Source organism: Citrobacter sp. R56 (genome assembly GCF_016811995.1).
GTDB classification, from domain to species: Bacteria; Pseudomonadota; Gammaproteobacteria; order Enterobacterales; family Enterobacteriaceae; genus Citrobacter_D; species Citrobacter_D enshiensis.
This window is the reverse complement of the sequence record NZ_CP069160.1, coordinates 26,378-42,964: the sequence shown is the minus strand read 5'-3', so window position 1 is coordinate 42,964 and position 16,587 is coordinate 26,378. Positions and strand designations below refer to the sequence as shown.

At 49.7% G+C, this 16,587-nt stretch carries 15 protein-coding genes and 4 pseudogenes; 7 read left to right on the top strand and 12 right to left on the bottom strand.

The features are described 5' to 3' along the window. The gene (modC, locus tag JM656_RS22080; RefSeq protein ID WP_151605736.1) at positions 1-1,068 is read left to right on the top strand and encodes a molybdenum ABC transporter ATP-binding protein; all 1,068 of its coding nucleotides are present in this window, start codon (positions 1-3) and stop codon (positions 1,066-1,068) included. A 104-nt stretch (positions 1,069-1,172) separates the two neighbouring features. Here the strand turns inward: modC and JM656_RS22075 are convergent. Further along, a pseudogene (locus tag JM656_RS22075) lies at positions 1,173-2,531 on the bottom strand (conjugative transfer relaxase/helicase TraI domain-containing protein); the annotation flags it as partial. 223 nt (positions 2,532-2,754) lie between these two features. Next, positions 2,755-3,120 (bottom strand): annotated as a pseudogene (locus tag JM656_RS22070) (conjugal transfer protein TraB); the annotation flags it as partial. Between JM656_RS22070 and JM656_RS22065 the strand changes: the two are divergent. Both JM656_RS22065 and JM656_RS22060 read left to right on the top strand, forming a co-directional pair. Further along, positions 3,114-3,203 (top strand): annotated as a pseudogene (locus JM656_RS22065) (peptidase); the annotation flags it as partial. The pseudogenes JM656_RS22070 and JM656_RS22065 overlap by 7 nt on opposite strands. Continuing rightward, a complete protein-coding gene (locus JM656_RS22060; RefSeq protein WP_061285227.1) occupies positions 3,203-4,477 on the top strand; it encodes a Y-family DNA polymerase in 1,275 nt (424 codons plus the stop codon). The pseudogene JM656_RS22065 and the gene JM656_RS22060, both read left to right, overlap by 1 nt. A 48-nt stretch (positions 4,478-4,525) precedes the next feature. On the opposite strand, the gene JM656_RS22055 is transcribed toward JM656_RS22060, so the two are convergent. From JM656_RS22055 to JM656_RS22035, 5 genes are read right to left on the bottom strand one after another with little or no spacing between them, the layout of a single operon-like run. Continuing rightward, complete coding sequence (locus tag JM656_RS22055) at positions 4,526-5,899, bottom strand: RES family NAD+ phosphorylase (RefSeq protein ID WP_203361363.1); 1,374 nt, start codon at positions 5,897-5,899, stop codon at positions 4,526-4,528. A gap of 49 nt (positions 5,900-5,948) precedes the next feature. Then, on the bottom strand, positions 5,949-6,272 hold the full coding sequence (locus tag JM656_RS22050) for a hypothetical protein (protein ID WP_040118449.1): 324 nt from the start codon (positions 6,270-6,272) through the stop codon (positions 5,949-5,951). Further along, a complete protein-coding gene (locus JM656_RS22045) occupies positions 6,269-6,706 on the bottom strand; it encodes a hypothetical protein (protein ID WP_061285225.1) in 438 nt (145 codons plus the stop codon). Before JM656_RS22045 ends, JM656_RS22050 begins: the two co-directional genes overlap by 4 nt. Continuing rightward, positions 6,706-7,737 (bottom strand): ParB/RepB/Spo0J family partition protein, encoded by a 1,032-nt coding sequence (locus JM656_RS22040; protein ID WP_061285224.1) that lies wholly within the window; start codon positions 7,735-7,737, stop codon positions 6,706-6,708. The genes JM656_RS22045 and JM656_RS22040 overlap by 1 nt, the downstream gene beginning before the upstream one ends. Next, positions 7,737-8,603 carry a ParA family protein gene (locus JM656_RS22035; RefSeq protein ID WP_061285223.1) on the bottom strand — a complete coding sequence of 289 codons (867 nt, stop codon included), beginning with the start codon at positions 8,601-8,603 and terminating at the stop codon, positions 7,737-7,739. The genes JM656_RS22040 and JM656_RS22035 overlap by 1 nt, the downstream gene beginning before the upstream one ends. A gap of 457 nt (positions 8,604-9,060) precedes the next feature. On the opposite strand from JM656_RS22035, the gene JM656_RS22030 reads away from it, so the two are divergent. The 3 genes from JM656_RS22030 (at position 9,061) to JM656_RS22020 (ending at position 11,022) form a co-directional block, all read left to right on the top strand. Further along, positions 9,061-9,693 (top strand): recombinase family protein, encoded by a 633-nt coding sequence (locus JM656_RS22030; protein WP_042005150.1) that lies wholly within the window; start codon positions 9,061-9,063, stop codon positions 9,691-9,693. Positions 9,694-9,746: 53 nt separating this feature from the next. After that, the gene (locus JM656_RS22025) at positions 9,747-9,947 is read left to right on the top strand and encodes a hypothetical protein (RefSeq protein ID WP_203361362.1); all 201 of its coding nucleotides are present in this window, start codon (positions 9,747-9,749) and stop codon (positions 9,945-9,947) included. Between the two features lie 145 nt (positions 9,948-10,092). Next, a complete protein-coding gene (locus JM656_RS22020; protein ID WP_203361361.1) occupies positions 10,093-11,022 on the top strand; it encodes an Rpn family recombination-promoting nuclease/putative transposase in 930 nt (309 codons plus the stop codon). On the opposite strand, the pseudogene JM656_RS22425 reads toward JM656_RS22020, so the two are convergent. Continuing rightward, positions 11,019-11,251 (bottom strand): annotated as a pseudogene (locus tag JM656_RS22425) (hypothetical protein); the annotation flags it as partial. The gene JM656_RS22020 and the pseudogene JM656_RS22425 overlap by 4 nt on opposite strands. Before the next feature lie 533 nt (positions 11,252-11,784). Between JM656_RS22425 and JM656_RS22015 the strand changes: the two are divergent. Next, complete coding sequence (locus JM656_RS22015) at positions 11,785-12,693, top strand: HNH endonuclease signature motif containing protein (RefSeq protein ID WP_203361360.1); 909 nt, start codon at positions 11,785-11,787, stop codon at positions 12,691-12,693. A gap of 409 nt (positions 12,694-13,102) precedes the next feature. Here JM656_RS22015 and JM656_RS22010 read toward each other — a convergent pair whose 3' ends face one another. From JM656_RS22010 to silR, 4 genes are all read right to left on the bottom strand, one after another. After that, complete coding sequence (locus JM656_RS22010) at positions 13,103-13,453, bottom strand: DUF305 domain-containing protein (protein ID WP_000694952.1); 351 nt, start codon at positions 13,451-13,453, stop codon at positions 13,103-13,105. A 147-nt stretch (positions 13,454-13,600) separates the two neighbouring features. Next, on the bottom strand, positions 13,601-14,032 hold the full coding sequence (gene silE / locus JM656_RS22005) for a silver-binding protein SilE (protein ID WP_203361359.1): 432 nt from the start codon (positions 14,030-14,032) through the stop codon (positions 13,601-13,603). A gap of 250 nt (positions 14,033-14,282) precedes the next feature. Further along, complete coding sequence (gene silS, locus JM656_RS22000) at positions 14,283-15,758, bottom strand: copper/silver sensor histidine kinase SilS (protein WP_203361387.1); 1,476 nt, start codon at positions 15,756-15,758, stop codon at positions 14,283-14,285. After that, positions 15,751-16,431 (bottom strand): copper/silver response regulator transcription factor SilR, encoded by a 681-nt coding sequence (silR, locus tag JM656_RS21995; RefSeq protein ID WP_203361386.1) that lies wholly within the window; start codon positions 16,429-16,431, stop codon positions 15,751-15,753. Before silR ends, silS begins: the two co-directional genes overlap by 8 nt. Positions 16,432-16,587: the final 156 nt, after the last annotated feature.

The following is a 16,587-nucleotide window of genomic DNA, read 5'->3' as shown; positions in this document are numbered from 1 at the left end:
ATGGCGGGCATCGATGCTTGCTTCCGGCTCGACTGGCCGGGTTTCTCCCTTGACGTGGATCTCAAGCTGCCCGGCCGGGGCGTCACCGCCCTGTTCGGCCATTCCGGTTCCGGCAAGACCACACTGCTGCGCTGCATTGCCGGTCTGGAACGCGCACCGCACGGGCGGCTCGCCGTCGATGGCGAGTTGTGGCAGGACGCCGGGCGCTGGGTGCCAACCCACCAGCGGCCCATCGGCTACGTGTTCCAGGAGGCCAGCCTGTTCGCGCATCTCACGGTGATGGGCAATCTGCGCTACGGCATGAAGCGCAACGGCGAGGCACAGCGGGTTAGCCTCGACCACGCCATCGCGCTGCTGGGCATCGGGCATCTGCTCGACCGCAAGCCGGATCGCCTCTCCGGTGGCGAACGTCAGCGAGTGGGTATCGCCCGCGCCCTGGCGGTCAGCCCGCGCCTGTTGCTGATGGATGAGCCGCTGGCCGCGCTCGACTTGAAGCGCAAACAGGAAATCTTGCCCTACCTGGAACGGCTGCACGACGAGCTGGATATTCCGGTGCTCTACGTCAGCCACTCGCCTGATGAGGTCGCCAGGCTGGCCGATTACCTGGTGGCGATGGAGGGCGGCCGGGTGCTGGCCAGCGGGCTGCTGGCTGAGACTCTGGCCCGCCTCGACTTGCCGATCCGGCTAGGTGAGGACGCTGGTGCGATCCTCGACGGCACCGTCGGTGAGGTCGATAGCGAGTGGCATTTGGCGCGGGTGGACTTTGACGGCGGCAGCCTGTGGGCACGCGACCAGGGATTGTCTGTGGGCCGCCGCGTTCGAGTTCGTGTGCTGGCACGCGATGTGAGCCTGGCCAGCGAACCAGGCACCAGCAGCATCCAGAACCTACTGCGCGGGCAGATCGATGCCGTCGGCGACGATGAGCACCCTGGTTTGGCGCTCGTGCGTGTCCGAGTTGGTAATTCTGTAATGTTGGCGCGGCTTACCAAGCGGGCAATGGCTGCACTGGATATCAGCAAAGGCCGCGATGTGTGGGTGCAGGTGAAGTCGGTTGCCTTGCTGGAGTAATGCTCCCAACGCTACCCGCAGCACTTGCGTTGCTGCCGGCTCGGTGGACAGGGCACCGAGCCACGCCAAAGGCTGACAGGGACTGGCGCTGCCCGCTCCAGAGTGTTCAACAGGGGGTCGGGTCTGGTGCTCTCCTCACCCGACACTGCCGGCAGCAGTTCCTGCCGGGCCTGCTCCGCCAGCTCCCGGGCCGCTTTTTCCTGTGCCTCTGCCAGTTTCTGCTGCTCATCCGGAGGCAGCGTAATGGGGTCTTCCGCTTTCGCCGCTGATTCAGCCTCCGCCACGCTGCGCACTGTCCGTGCCACCTCATCAGGCTCCGAGATCCGTCCCCCGGTCAGGCGGGCTGCATTGAGCAACCGTTCTTCGCCGTGCAGGCGTATCACCACCCCGCTCTCCGGGTTCTCCTGTGCCAGGCGCAGCGCCGTCTGTGCATCATCAGCAATGAGTGTCTGTCCGTTACGGCTGGCCTGCAGGCCGGCAAACTGCGCATCCTCCCCACCACGCAGCCGGGACTCATCACTGAGCACCACGCGCATCCCGTCATCCTCAATCCGGATTTCGGTCAGCAGTGCCCCGGCTTCTTTTCCGTGACGGGTCCACGCCGGCAGGGCTACATAAGGTGTCGGGTATTTCCTGCCGGCAGCAATGAAGCGCGCCATTGTTTCACCCTCAAGGCCGTTTTCCGCCAGAACCCTGCGTCCCAGCGCGGTTTTATCCAGCCGTGAGGCGGTGGCCAGCAGTCGGTTGCCGGTGTCGGATTCATGGTCACTTTTCTGGTGCAGCAGGTCGTGGGCGGTCTGTCCGGCATTTGAGTGCCGGGCATCGCCACTCCAGCCAGCCAGATCGTCGGTATAGACCTGCACATGCTCTTTTGCGCGTGACAGCGTCACGTAGGTGGACTCCAGAGACGCCATTCTTTTCCTGCCACCTTCGGTACCGGTCAGGGCAATGGCAAAGCGTTCACTGGCCCCCTGCACGCCATACACCGTCAGGGCATAGGCGAGGTCAATATGACGGTCCTCCGTCATGGCCTGCGGGTCGACAATTTTCTCCTGATCTCCCTGGCGAAAGCGGATGGCCCCGTCGTCAGTGAACCCGGCCACCTCCCACAGGCTGTTGGCCACATAGCCGCGGTCGGTGTCCGAGCGGGTAAAGCGCACCCTGTCCCCCTGACTGATCGTCAGATCGCGGGGTGTGAAGAGGGAAATATCCTGTGCAGTGTTCTGCTGAGGAGAGATCAGCACCGACTCCCCGTCAGCATTACGCAGCGTGACCACGGCGTCCTGCATATCCACCTCCGCCACAGTCCAGTAGCGCTCGTTCATCATGGCCACGGCGCCGGTGTACTCAGCAAAGGTTTCAGCCGCACGCAGGGCGTTGTCAGGCACCCGCTGACACTCAGTGCAGGTACGCACGCCGGGTATCGCTTTCTGACGCCGTTCCTGAATACGGTTTCCACAACATTCACACCGGGTAAGGCTTTCACCTTTAACGCTCAACTGTTGCCTGACCGCCTGAATGTGCAGCCTGTTAATCAGGTCTTCCTGCTCCTGTAACTGGTCCAGTACGTCTGCCATCGCTCTTTCCTGTGTATGCTGCCCGGACACGCTACCGCCCATCCCTTTCTCGTCTTCCAGGGCACTAACTATTCCGGATTGTGTTGTTGCGGCCGGTTTCCCGGCCCGTTTACTGTGTGACGACCTGTCCGGTCGTCGGATCGACGGTGTCCCCTACCCTGAAGTCCTGCAGCTGCTTCAGCATGTCCGGCGTATTACCCGGCATGGCAGCAGGCGTTGATGAGGCAGAAGGTTGATTTTGTTTCTTACGTGCAGCAGCTTTCGCGCGCGCTTCCTCCAGTGTTTCGAGCTGGAAGCCGTCCTGGAAAACAAGCGTGACTTCATTGCCCGCGCCGATTGGAATGACCGGGTGGTACTGTTCGGCGCGTTTGATGTAGTAATCGGAGAGTGTTTTGGCGGCAGAACTGACACCACCGCCGAGCCCTGCCTGGCCGATATCGCCGGCGCTCATGCTGGCAGTTGCGCCGACACCCACGGTACCCCACTCTTTATCCGGAAGAACTGCAGATATTCGGCGTGGTGATGGCATTCATACATAAGACGCGGGGTACGAATTGATGTTCGCTTTGGCTGACGTCAACAGCTTCTACGCCAGCTGTGAGAAAGTATTTCGTCCGGACCTGCGTAACAGGCCCGTTGTGGTGCTCAGTAACAATGATGGTTGCGTCATCGCGCGCAGTGCCGAAGCGAAACGGCTGGGTATTAAAATGGGCGTCCCCTGGTTCCAGCTGAAGACGGCACAATTCCCGGAGCCGGTCATCACGTTCTCGAGCAATTACGAGCTCTATGCGTCTATGTCGAACAGGGTTATGTCTCATCTTGAGGAGCTGGCGCCGCGCGTGGAGCAGTACAGCATCGACGAGATGTTTCTGGACATTCGCGGCATAGACCGCTGCATTAATTTTGAGGACTTCGGCCGGCAGCTGCGCGAGCACGTACGCTCCGGTACGGGGCTGACAATCGGCGTCGGGATGGGGCCGACCAAAACGCTGGCTAAAAGCGCACAATGGGCGTCTAAGGAATGGCGGCAGTTTGGTGGCGTGCTTGCTCTGACTTCTGGCAATCCAAAACGAACGGAGAAACTGTTGTCACTGCAGCCAGTAGACGAAATCTGGGGGGTTGGCCGAAGGATCTCAAAGAAACTGAGCACAATGGGGATAACAACTGCACTACAGCTGGCGCGCGCGAACCCTGTATTTATCAGGAAAAATTTCAGCGTTGTGCTGGAGAGAACCGTTCGGGAACTCAACGGAGAAAGCTGTATTTCGCTTGAAGAAGCGCCTCCGCCAAAACAGCAGATTGTCTGTAGCCGGTCCTTTGGGGAGCGTGTCATGACGTATGAAGCCATGCGCCAGGCAGTTTGTCAGTACGCTGAGCGTGCAGCTGAAAAGCTGCGCGGCGAGCGTCAGTTCTGCAGGCATATTGCCGTTTTTGTGAAGACGTCACCGTTCGCTGTGAACGAACCGTATTACGGGAATGTGGCCAGTGAAAAGCTGATGACTCCCTCGCAGGATACCAGGGACATCATAGCCGCAGCGGTGAAAGCACTGGATCGGATCTGGGTGAATGGCCATCGATATGCAAAAGCAGGTTGCATGCTCAATGATTTCACTCCTACCGGGGTTTCGCAGCTGAACCTCTTCGATGATACTCAGCCCCGGAGCAACAGTAACCAGCTGATGAAAGTCGTGGACGGCATTAACCATTCAGGACTGGGAAAAGTGTGGTTTGCGGGACGAGGCATTGCTCCTGAGTGGCAAATGAAACGAGAAATGCTTTCCCCTGCGTACACAACGCGCTGGAATGATCTCCCGGTGGCAATGATAAGATGATCTGCCACCAAAAGATTTCGCATGCGAAATATGGGTTATATCTACCCGTCAGAATTCGTCATCCGAATAGCCAGATTTCGCATGCGAAATCACTCCTTTTGTGCGGCCTTCCGTTAAATAGTGCGTGACTGTTGTTTCTGATGTGGAGTAATCAACACCCTCTACTTTATGAACTTCTATGCCATCGAGTTTTAACTCAAGTATATCTTCCCTATTTTTCTTACGTGATAGCACTTTAAATTCACGACGGAAATCATCGGGAGTCGTCCTTATCTCTGGGTCAAAGTACGAAATATCCTCATCGTGCTGATACATATTTACTTCAGCTTCCCGGAACCTTCGGTCTGCATTCAGTACCCCAGATGATTTATGAAACAGGATAATATTCATGACAGAAGGGTCAGTGCTTTCCTTTGGCTTTTGCGCGGAAGCGAACAGTATCCCATCGAGTTCGCAATGCTCAAATGTTGAGAGATAATCAGCGATAGCTTGCGTCAGCAGGTAATTTGTTTCTTCAAGCTCAGGAACAACCGGCATAACAAGTTTTCTGGAGAGATTCTGAATAAAACTACTGCGTTCATATCGAAGAAGATACTCAGGATCAAAGCGGCTAAATCCGTTAACAGCCAGCCCTTTGAGACTGGAGAGGTCGAGTAACCTGACTGTCCGCAACAAAGTGAACTCAGCAACAGCAACATAACTACCGACAGGTGGCCGCACTTCAGATATGGCATTTTTTCTGGACGTAGCGCCATAGAAGACAGAGATACCTCTAGCATTCATTCTGCCGGAAGGTGTCAGCTCAGGAGGAGGAGGTCCGAAACTCGACTCGGGCATACGTAATGCGATTTCAAGTGCATCCTCTGACTGAAAAATACGACCACGGAAAATTGGTTTGTTAGGCTCAAAATCGATGAATGCTGAGGGATGATTTTCGTGAAGGTAAGTAAAAACCTCTTCGAAAGTTGCCATCGCGTCCATATTAAAGAATCGATTACTCTCCCGAAGTTTCCTTTCCATTGAATTCCATTTTCTGGACAGGTTTCCTGAGATGGTTACAGCTTCAACAAAATGAGGCTCATCACCATATTTTCTATCATGTGAGCTCCAGTCAAACCATAACTCCTCGAGCAGTTCCGATAAGTCATCAATGATATTATCATTGGCTGTGACCTCTTGCTCCAGAACTGAGAAGAGAGGTTCACCTTCATACTCTTCCTGATAATGGTTATATTCTCCGCCCCTATAATAATTTTCAATCAACCAGTCGACCTTTTCAGCCAGTGTTTCCATCGACATCGTCATCTCTTCGGAGTCACAATAATCGCATGATTCTGAGGCATCAGGATCGCTTGCGATGATGTTGTTCAGATAACGGTCATCGTTCAGACACTGCCTGCAAATTCTCTTTGAACCCGGCACTCTGTTTAATCCTTAGGTTAGATAGATTTCGCATGCGAAATCTTTCGGTTTAATCTCGTCGATGCAGCTGTATAAGAGCCTCAGAAGGACGATAGTGCTGCTTTGCCCACCGCCCGTAATTATTAACGGACTCATACTGACGTTCTGCAGCACCATCACGGTAATACAGTATATGGATAATCCCGTGTAGCTGCAGATAACTGGCTACAGTGGTTACATTATTACGAACGAAACGCGTGTGGCTCTGGAAGATATCAAGATCAACTCCGTCCTGTCCGTCATCAAGCGCATCAAGAATAAAAGCGATTAATGCAGAAGCGATAGAACGTCTGCCAGAGCCTGCGATACAAGCATCAAGCTCTTGAAAAGTCATCTGGATTTCCTGTTGTTACGGTAGCTGGAATCCTCTTCAATTGCAGCCACGAACCATCCGGTAGCAGTTTGCCTGTCTATGCTATCAGGCAAGGAAGCCACTAACTGCTCAAGTGGAAGTGTACGATTGGCTCTGAATATCAGCGCCGACATACCACACCAGTCCTGGTTACTTTCGGGCTTCCAGCCGATGCTGAGCATCAATGTTAACGCCGTCTGAGCTGCCCACAACGGAGTTTCAGCCGGGTTAGAGGCCCATGAAAGTAATGCCGCGCCGGGTACGGGCCTGCTTCTTGTAACGTATCCTAGATTGATAGCCGCTTCTGTTAATGCGGCAGCTGCTTCGGATTGCGTTCCGGGATAACGAAGCGCCCAGTGGCGGACAATTTGGCCACGGAATGCCGTGGCCATTTCGGTGAACGGGGTTGATTTCATCACTGAGAGCGCATTCCTTTGACGCGTAGTTCAGAAGCCTCAACTGAAATCTCACCAATGTCCATTTTCACCCACACATACCCAGCTTTGTCTGGCGCACGGTCAGTCATTATTACCCCTTGCTGATCGTCTATCTCGACAACAACCTGCCAGGTTTTTACATCTGAATTGCTGCCCAAAGGCTTGGTTGGTTTTTTGTTCTGAGCCTTAGATTTCGCATGCGAAATCTCACCTTTGTTTTTGTTTTTTACTGCATCAAGAACAGCTTTAACCTGCGAACGTGAAATACCAGACTCTCGCGCAGCTGCGACAAGCTTCTCGGCCTCTTCGGGAGACTTTTCATTTACCTGTATCAGTGTGTATGCCAGATCGACATCAGATGTGACTTTATCCCGGAGAAGGGCGGTAACATTTTCTGGTGCATCAATGAGACGAAGGTGTTTACTGACAAATGAGGTAGGCTTACCCATTGTTTTTGCGATTTGCTCACCCGTCATATTGAACTCATGCTTGAGCTCATAGAACGATTTTGCAGTCGCTAATGGTTTCAAACCAGACTGCTGCAGGTTTTCAATGAGCTGACCGATGATGCGTTCTTTTCTTTCCCGTGGTGGTTTACCAACATAAATATCAATGTGGGTATCACCACGCTTGCGGGCAGTGCGAACACGCGTTTCGCCTAACCATATCTGGTAGCCACGTCTGTCACGAGGATAACAACGAGGTGGGGTAAGCATCCCTATCGTTTCGAAGGTATCAGACATACCATCGATGATATCTTCCTCGAAGTCTTCTTCAGGTCGCACTTGATCTTCAGCATAAACCAGATTTATATCGACGCGTATTATCTGACCATCAGGTTCGATATCCGGGCGTGCAATATCCGCCATAATCTGGTGTGCAGCTATATCATGGCTCTGCTCATCTGGCTGTTTATTTGCAATGACTTTTTCAATATCAGAAACAACAGCAGAATTTTTTTTCATTTCCTGCTGCGCCTGTAGTCGCTTCATAAAAGGTTTCTTGGCCATTACTTACCTCCTGCGAGCATAATAATTTTCTGGGTAAGTTCTTTATACTGAATTGCAGGAAGACATTTTGGGTCGTATTCATCAAAGGAGAGACCAAGTTCGATCGCTTCTTTTGCAGCAGCAGGTACAAATGATATATAGGCGAGAATGTATTCTTCAGAGTAGCCTTTTCCCTGAAGGATCTCGATGAGGAGATTCAGATTCAGTGTATCAATAGGCCCCAGATATCCTTCTTTAAGTGGTTTTTTATAATTTTTCACCTGCGTCTGGGTCACGTAAGTCCCCATGAACTGCAGCGAAGGATTGTAGTTCCGCTTAATTTTCTGCATATAAGTAAGCTGTTTACCAACTGCATTACGGGCCTGCTTCTCCAGCAGGGTAGGGATCAGAAGATAATCAGCTGACATATGCGCTGCGATCATAACATTTGAATAAGATGGCGCTGAATCAGCAATAATAAAATCAAACTGTTTCTTCAGTTCTTCAATACGTTCCCTGAAGTCGAACATGCAGTCGCTGTTTCGGTAGTTAATTTCATTAAGTTCACTGGTAGCACCGATAAAAAAGCGCCCGCCAGGAAGCTCAATCGGTCGAATCTCTGTTTCAGAAAAGAAAAGCTGATATGTATTCGCTTCACCGGGTGTAAAACTGTTACTTAAAGGTTCGCGTTCTATCTCATAAGGTAAGCCGTCAGGGAATGCCCTCTCCGTCAGACCAGTTGTCCAGTCCATATCAATTTCAAGCACGCGGAAACCAGCTTTACGAAGATCATGTGCAATTTCACTGGATGACTGCGATTTAACGATTCCGCCCTTCTGACTACATACAACGATCAGTTTTCCGATAGGTCCAATTTTCAGTGTCATGTAACAGTCCTTAAGATTTCGCATGCGAAATGTTTGAGAAGGGGCGGCACGGCTTGAAAGAGTATTTCAATAATGAAATGAATTCATTGCGGGATTTCATACACACTCCTGTGAGTCAGGCGTTTGTTGTCGAGCTTTCATGACGACATAAACAGTATACAGATAAACATTAGAGTATCAATAATGATACGCAATAGATTTCGCATGCGAAATCACATTTTGATTATTTCTGGTGATCGTAATTGATTTTGTTGACCCACTACGCAAACCGTGAGTCTGTTCAGAGCTTGCATCTGAGCAGGCGAAGGGTTGGACAAGCCCGATGGGCGCGTCAGCCTGTCACATTTGGGTATACTCTATATATACCACCCGAAAAAATACTGGCGAATGTTATTGTTACCACATAAGTGATACCATCATAAGCAAGACCACTTAAAAGTTACCAGAAGGACAAAATATGTTCGTTTTTGGTTACCTCCGGGCATCCACTTCAGAGCAGGATGCCAGCCGCGCAAAAAATGCGCTGAAGGCATTTGCAAACCAAAATGGCCACCGTATTGCTGGCTGGTATATCGATAATGTCTCCGGTACGACAATGAACCGTCCTGAACTGATCAGGCTTCTTGGTGATGCGGAACCTGGTGATGTGATTCTCATAGAACAGGTCGACAGGCTTACCCGCCTGGATGATGCAGGCTGGGAGACACTCAGAAAGCAAATTACCGATAAGCAGCTGGCCATCGTCAGTCTTGATCTACCGACCAGCCATCTGGCGCTCTCCAGCACAGTAAGTGATGACTTTACCCGAAGCATGCTGAAGGCCGTAAATGGCATGATGCTGGATATGCTCGCCGCTATTGCCCGAAAAGATTACGAAGACCGTCGACGCCGTCAGTCAGAGGGCATCAGTAAGGCGAAAGCTGAAGGAAAATACCGAGGCAGGGTGGCCGACGCGCAGAAACATGAATTGATACGCACTCTGCGTCTGGCCCACGGAAAATCACTGCGTGAAACAGCCCGGCTAGCTGGCGTATCAAAGATGACAGTAATCAGAGTCTGTAACGGCAATCATAAACAGGATACTGATTGATGATACTTATTCACGTTAGGTTCAGAACAAACAATTAAACTTATGGAGCGAATATGGCTGAAAGAATATCTCAAAGAGAACGGGAGTTGTTGGAGGAATTCCTTTGTACTGTTCTGTATGATTTCAGTAAAGGCAGTATAACCCGCCATCAGGCTGTCAGCGGTATCGCGACATTATATACAGCTGCCGCAGAAGGACGGAGAGAAGAGGTTTTAGAATATCTGAGAGAGGGAAGAAAGTTGCTAAGGCAGTAATTGATGATGAGTAAAGATGGTTTAGGAAGGGGACCGAACCACCCCGGAACGGCCCCCTGAAGGAATGGCAATTCCGTTCACCGCCAATATTAGCTTTTTCCGGGCTGTGATAACATCTCCGGGTCATTTTTCAGAGCCAGGGCAGATGAAGAAGAAAAACAGCACACCCACTCCTCACGATGCCACGTTCAGGCAGTTCCTGACGCAACCGGATATTGCCCGGGATTTCATGGAAATCCACCTGCCTGCAGAGCTGCGAGCAGTCTGCGATCTCAGCACGCTGAAACTGGAATCAGGCTCGTTCGTTGAGGATGATCTCCGCCAGTATTTCAGCGACGTCCTCTATAGCCTGAAAACTACAGCCGGCGACGGCTATATTCATGTTCTGGTCGAGCACCAGTCAACGCCGGACAAACATATGGCTTTCCGCCTCATACGCTATGCGGTAGCCGCCATGCAGCGCCACCTGGAGGCAGGGCATAAAAAACTGCCACTGGTGATACCGGTGCTGTTCTATACGGGTAAGCGCAGCCCGTATCCGTACTCTACTCGTTGGCTGGATGAATTTGACGCTCCCGAGCTGGCAGGCAAACTCTACAGCAACGCTTTCCCGCTGGTAGACGTTACGGTCATTCCGGATGATGAAATCACTGGCCATCGCAGCATGGCCGCCCTGACTTTACTGCAAAAGCATATTCACCAGCGGGACCTGGCAGAACTGGTCGACCGGCTGGCACCCATCTTGCTGGCGGGATACTTGTCTTCATCGCAGGTGATATCGCTGGTACACTATATAGTGCAGGCAGGCGAAACATCCGACGCCGAAGCCTTTGTACGCGAACTGGCACAGCGTGTGCCGCAACACGGAGACGCACTTATGACCATCGCACAACAGCTTGAACAGAAGGGCATCGAGAAGGGGATTCAGCTCGGTGAACAACGCGGCATTGAAAAAGGCGAGCGCGAAGCCACCCTTAAAATTGCACGAACCATGCTCCAGAACGGCATTGACCGCAATACCGTCATGAAAATGACCGGTCTGACTGAAGACGACCTGGCGCAGATCCGCCACTAATCACCCTTTCCTGGCACTCCCTGTCTGGTCATCAGCGAATACTGGTGGGGCAGGGAGTCACCAGACTCAAGTTCAGCCAGCCACAGCGATTAAACAGCTTCATCACCTCGCCACATTCCCCCGTCAGACACGCTGTCAACGGATTTATCTGTAAAGCGACATAGAGATTGGCTCGTAAGAGATAAATGCCGTTCACACCCGCACTGAGCGCCACAGCATTCCGACCGGCCCCCAGTGAGCAGCTTCTCAGTCGGGCACAATCCAGTAAAAAAGCGATGAGTCATCGATGGAGATACAGGCTAGAAAAGTGCGGTTCTGGCTTGTTCATATCCCGAATGATCACGTGCGTAACATTTTCATTAAATACAATTATGTCAATTATTTTTATTCACAATATGTTGATAGTGTAGCGTACGCGCCAGCAAGTAAATATTGTTAAAATTTTAAGCAATAAATGTTCTCACGTTCGTCCAGTAAAAAGCGTAGATCATTGAAAGCATTGTACGATTGTGTTGAGCTGAGACTACCTCTTCGTCGCGGATAATGACCATAGCTAATTGGCTATTACATTGAGACTCAGTCTGGTGATATGGTATGCTCAAGTTGAGGATGATGTAATCAAGTTATCCCAGTAACAATTTATTTTTAGGCAAAATAGCAAACATATTTTCCGGGGCTGAAAATATGGGATTATGCAGATAATTGCAAGTTCGCACCCATACCGGATATCGAACTGTATGTTTTTATTATGGGGGAATGACCGTGATCAAAAAAATTTGTCAGGTAATTGATGGGGAGTACGTCTGCGACATTGATATCAGTGTTGAGGAATGGAAAACATTATTAATGAATGAAAAAGTTTTTGATTCTAAAAGTATTGCAGCATTAAAGAAATGGTTCATTGAACCAAGTCATTCTTGCACGTGTTTCGATATAGGTAAAAAGTACGATCTGCACAGTATGAGTGCTAATGGTGTTATTAATGGACTGGGTGGAAGGGTTCAAAAAGAACTTGGTAGATTCGAAGTTAAAGGGATCGGAAATATAGCATCCGGCACAAAATTCATTACAGTCATGAAGAGTAAAGAAATCGGCGGAAAACCAAAAAGAAACTTATGGACAATTCGTGAAGAACTTGTCCAAGCAATTAAGGAGCTGGATTTTTTTGGTACAACAGAAAACACCAGTAATGAATTTTACTCTGACGATGAGTTGGTCAATGCCATGGAGAAAAATAATAACTTTGATGAAGATCGAACATTTGAATATACCGGAAAAGCTAAACCAAAGAAAAAAGCAATAGAAGTAAAAAATGGCCTATCATACCCAAGAAATAAAGTCGTATCAAAAAATGCATTGAACAAAGCAGGATACAGATGTGAAGTCGATAGCGATCATCCAACATTCAGAAGGCGAAATTCACCCTTGCACTACACTGAACCTCATCACATTGTACCTATGTCCAGGCAAGATGCTTTTGATACTTCTCTTGACGTCGAAGAAAATATAATATCACTGTGTTGCAATTGCCATAAACAAATTCACCTTGGTCAGGGATATGAAGATATGCTGGAGAAAATATATAATGAGAGAAAAGAATTATTAAAAAAAGTAGATATAGATATATCACTGGAAAACTTGATTATTTATTACAAAATGGAAAGTAAGTGAGTTTCAAAGGAGAGTGATACCTTCATTTTATTGGTCGAGATGAACAGCAGATGATGTTTCCGGCAAGTATCTGGTTCAGGAATTTTCTGTTAAAAAATAGGTAAAAGCAGTCTTGAGCCCTGACTGCGAATTGCCATTGCGCATGACCAGAGAACAGGACGAGCCCCCCTGTCGAACCCAGGCATAAGAAACAATTTTAAAACAGAGGCTTAATTAAAATTAGCAATTCCCGTCGAAATAATCGGCAAGCAGAATTGGCTCAGGTGAATTTCACTCGGTGCAGTACAAACGTTGGAGGATTTAAAAGGAAAAACCCGAAATGAATCGGGTTTTGATTAATTAACGATTAACAGGCTCCCGTGCCCGGGAACACTCTGACTGTACGCGCAACATCATATTTCCGCAACCATTATTTTTGATTACCAAGCCATTTATTCATCTGCTCAATTTCACCTTTTTGAGCTTTAATGATGTCCTGCGCGAGCTTTCTCATTTCCGGATCTTTTCCGTATTTGAGCTCAGTTTCCGCCATTGCGATTGCTCCTTCATGGTGTGCGATCATACCTTTTGCAAAGGCCTTGTCGGGGTCGGGCTCATTAACGGCGGCCATCATTTTGTCATGCATGTCTTTCATGCCAGCCATATATTCCTGTGACGATGCCGATGAGTGCATATCTGACATTTTCATGTCCGAATGCTCAGCGGAAATGGCTGGCAGGGATAACATTAATATTACAAAAAAGGTGTTTTTGATTTTCATAAAATAAGTCCTTTTCAGGTAGGTACCGGTTAATTGTAGCTGAGTCAGATAAAAAAGCCCCCAGATGGGGGCAAAAATGTCACAACATATCCGGTTAAGGAATAATCTATCAAGGAAAGGGTAAAAGCACGGATACTACAGTCGCATTCAGCCTGCATTGCTCATACGGCGGTGCGCTTCGGCCATGGCCTGATGTGGGCCGGACTGACCGTTATTCATGAATTCGTGGGCAACCGCTGCTCTTTCATGCTCATCCATCGCAGCGTAAGACGTTGACGAAACGGGCGTGGATACAGTGTTATTTCCCATCATTTTCTGATGACTTTCCACCATTTTCTGGTGCGCATCCGCCGATCCGTTCGTCATGGTTTCATGAGCAATAATGGCCTGTTCATGCTGGTCCATACCGGCCATACGAGGAGCAGTCCCCTGGATCCCGACAGGAGCCGCAGCAGACTGCATCTGGTGAGCAGGAGCCTGTGCATTGTTGACGCGTTCATGAATATTCACGGTTGCAGTGGCCCAGGCCGAAGAAATTAAACCAAAGCCCAGCAAGGATGCTAATACGATATTTTTCATGATAAATCTCCATTTCTGAATTAGTAATGTCCGGGGAAGTACAACCGGTGTTTTCAGTTCCATAACTGAAACAGGTTCGGCAGTGTTTATTTCTCCGGGAGGGGACTGGATATTCATTCCCTGGCGTACTCTGACGCCGGGTATTGATGAAGCAATCCAGACTTCCTGATAAGTTGCACTAATTATATCGAATGGCTTCTGTTTGCTGCATGACAGGCTAATGACATCTTTGTCATTTAAATCTTTATTCTCAGTATTGGGTTTCCGGAATCATTTTCTCAAGTCTGGGCACGGATAAGATAAAACGAGTTGAGCGTACGTCCGATTCCACCTGCACTCTTCCGTGATGTGCTTCCACGATTGACTTCACAATCGCAAGGCCGATGCCGCTGCCTTCTCCTTTTCGTTGTCTGGACGGATCCACCCGATAAAAACGATCAAACAGCTTTGATAAATGCTCTTCAGGGATTGGTTTCCCCGGATTTTCAATCACAAGATTAAAAAAACTCTCCTGCTCTCTTATTGAGACGGTGATTGCCTGTCCCTCTGGGGTATAACGCAGAGCATTGGATAACAGGTTATTAATAGCTCTTCTGAACATTTGTGGATCTCCCTCAACCAGACAGGGCATACCGTTAAATTTGAGCATAATATTACGTTCTTCGGCCCAGGCTTCGAAAAACTCGAAGACTTTCATGACTTCCGCTCTGAGATCAAACCGAACCCTGTCAGGTATCAGCTGATTATTGTCCGCCTGTGCCAGGAACAGCATATCGCTGACCATTTTGGTCATCCGGTTATACTCTTCAAGGCTGGAGTAGAGGACATCTTCGAGTTCCTTCTGCGTTCGATCCTGACTCAGTGCGATTTCAGTTTGCGTAACAAGGTTGGTGATGGGCGTTCTGATCTCGTGCGCGATATCGGCAGAGAAATTGGCCTGGCGGGTAAAGACATCCTCAATCTTTCCAATCATATGATTGAACGAGATAACCAGCTGCTCCAGCTCAATGGGTACGCGTGTCGGTTCCAGCCGTGCATCAAGATTCTCGGAGGTGATGTTTTTAATGGCATTGCTGACATTACGAAGGGGCAGGTGCCCCTGACGGACAGCTATTCGAATAATAAGAACAATCAGCAGGCTTATCACGACGGCAATCGCAATCAGATTTTTTTTCAGTGCATCGAGGTAATGGAGATGGAAATTAATGGAGAGGCCAGTCAGCATGACATAATTCTGCTGTTTACCCTGAAATATCGCCTGACCAGAGGAGGCGATAATCCTGTATGTTTCCATCTTCATTCCGGACCCGGTATCCATCGGTCTCGCAGGATCCTCCACCGTCCAGAGAAAGACATCCCGTGCACGGCTATGCTCGCTAAAATCGGCTGAATTCACGGCAGAGCGTAAAGCTGCGCCCTGCACAGAGCTGTACAGCACCTCTCCCCGGGGATTAAGTAGCAAAAGAGCAACGTTACGGTAGCTGGCAATCGATTCCTTTATTTTGCTTATTTTTTTTTCATCCGGATCAACCGGAGACTGCAGTATACGGTTTAGTGTGGTGCTGATTTGTTGCAGATCGCTGACATCCTGCTCAGCAAAATGCTTTTCAACAGAATGCAGCATAAACCAGGTAAAGGCGATAAACGCCAGTATTGTGGACAGGCTGATAAAAAAGGTCAGCCGCAGAGCGAGTGAGAAAGGTCGTCTGGACGGTTTGCTATGCATCCGGGATCTCCAGCATGTAGCCCACGCCCCGCACTGTCTGGATCAGCTTTGTCGCGTAATCGTTGTCTATTTTAGCGCGGAGACGCTTTACTGCGACATCAATCGCGTTAGTGTCGCTGTCAAAATTCATGTCCCAGACCTGAGAGGCAATCAGGGAGCGGGGAAGAACTTCTCCCTGATGGCGAATGAAGAATTCCAGCAGGCTGAACTCTTTACTGGTGAGTACAATGCGGTTCCCGGCGCGGCTGACTTTTCTGGATACGAGATCAACCGAGAGGTCAGCCACTTTAAGCTGGCTTTCCGTGATCATCGTGTTTCCCCGCCTGAGGAGGGTCCTTACCCGGGCGAGCAGTTCAGCAAACGCAAAGGGTTTTACCAGATAATCGTCCGCTCCCAGCTCAAGTCCTTTGACCCTGTGTTCGATCGTGCCAAGGGCCGTCAGCAGTAAGACCGGCATTCCCTTTCCGGCTGTGCGCAACATGCGGATGATATCCCAGCCGTTCACATCAGGCAGCATGATATCCAGAATGACTAAATCATACTCGGCTGACATGGCAAGATGATATCCGGTCAGACCATTATCAGCATGATCCACGACGAACCCTGCCTCTGTAAGCCCCTTGCTGAGATATTCACCAGTTTTAATTTCGTCTTCGACGATCAATATTTTCATCTTGCTCCCCGGCTGGCTGCTAATGTCATTCTATTGTTCCCACGATCGTTATCAACGGATTACAGCAAAAATGACAACATTGTCATTATCCTGTCACCCGACAAACAGAGTGCGTCCGGTAAAGTACCCCTATCAATAATCTGGACTTCATTTGAA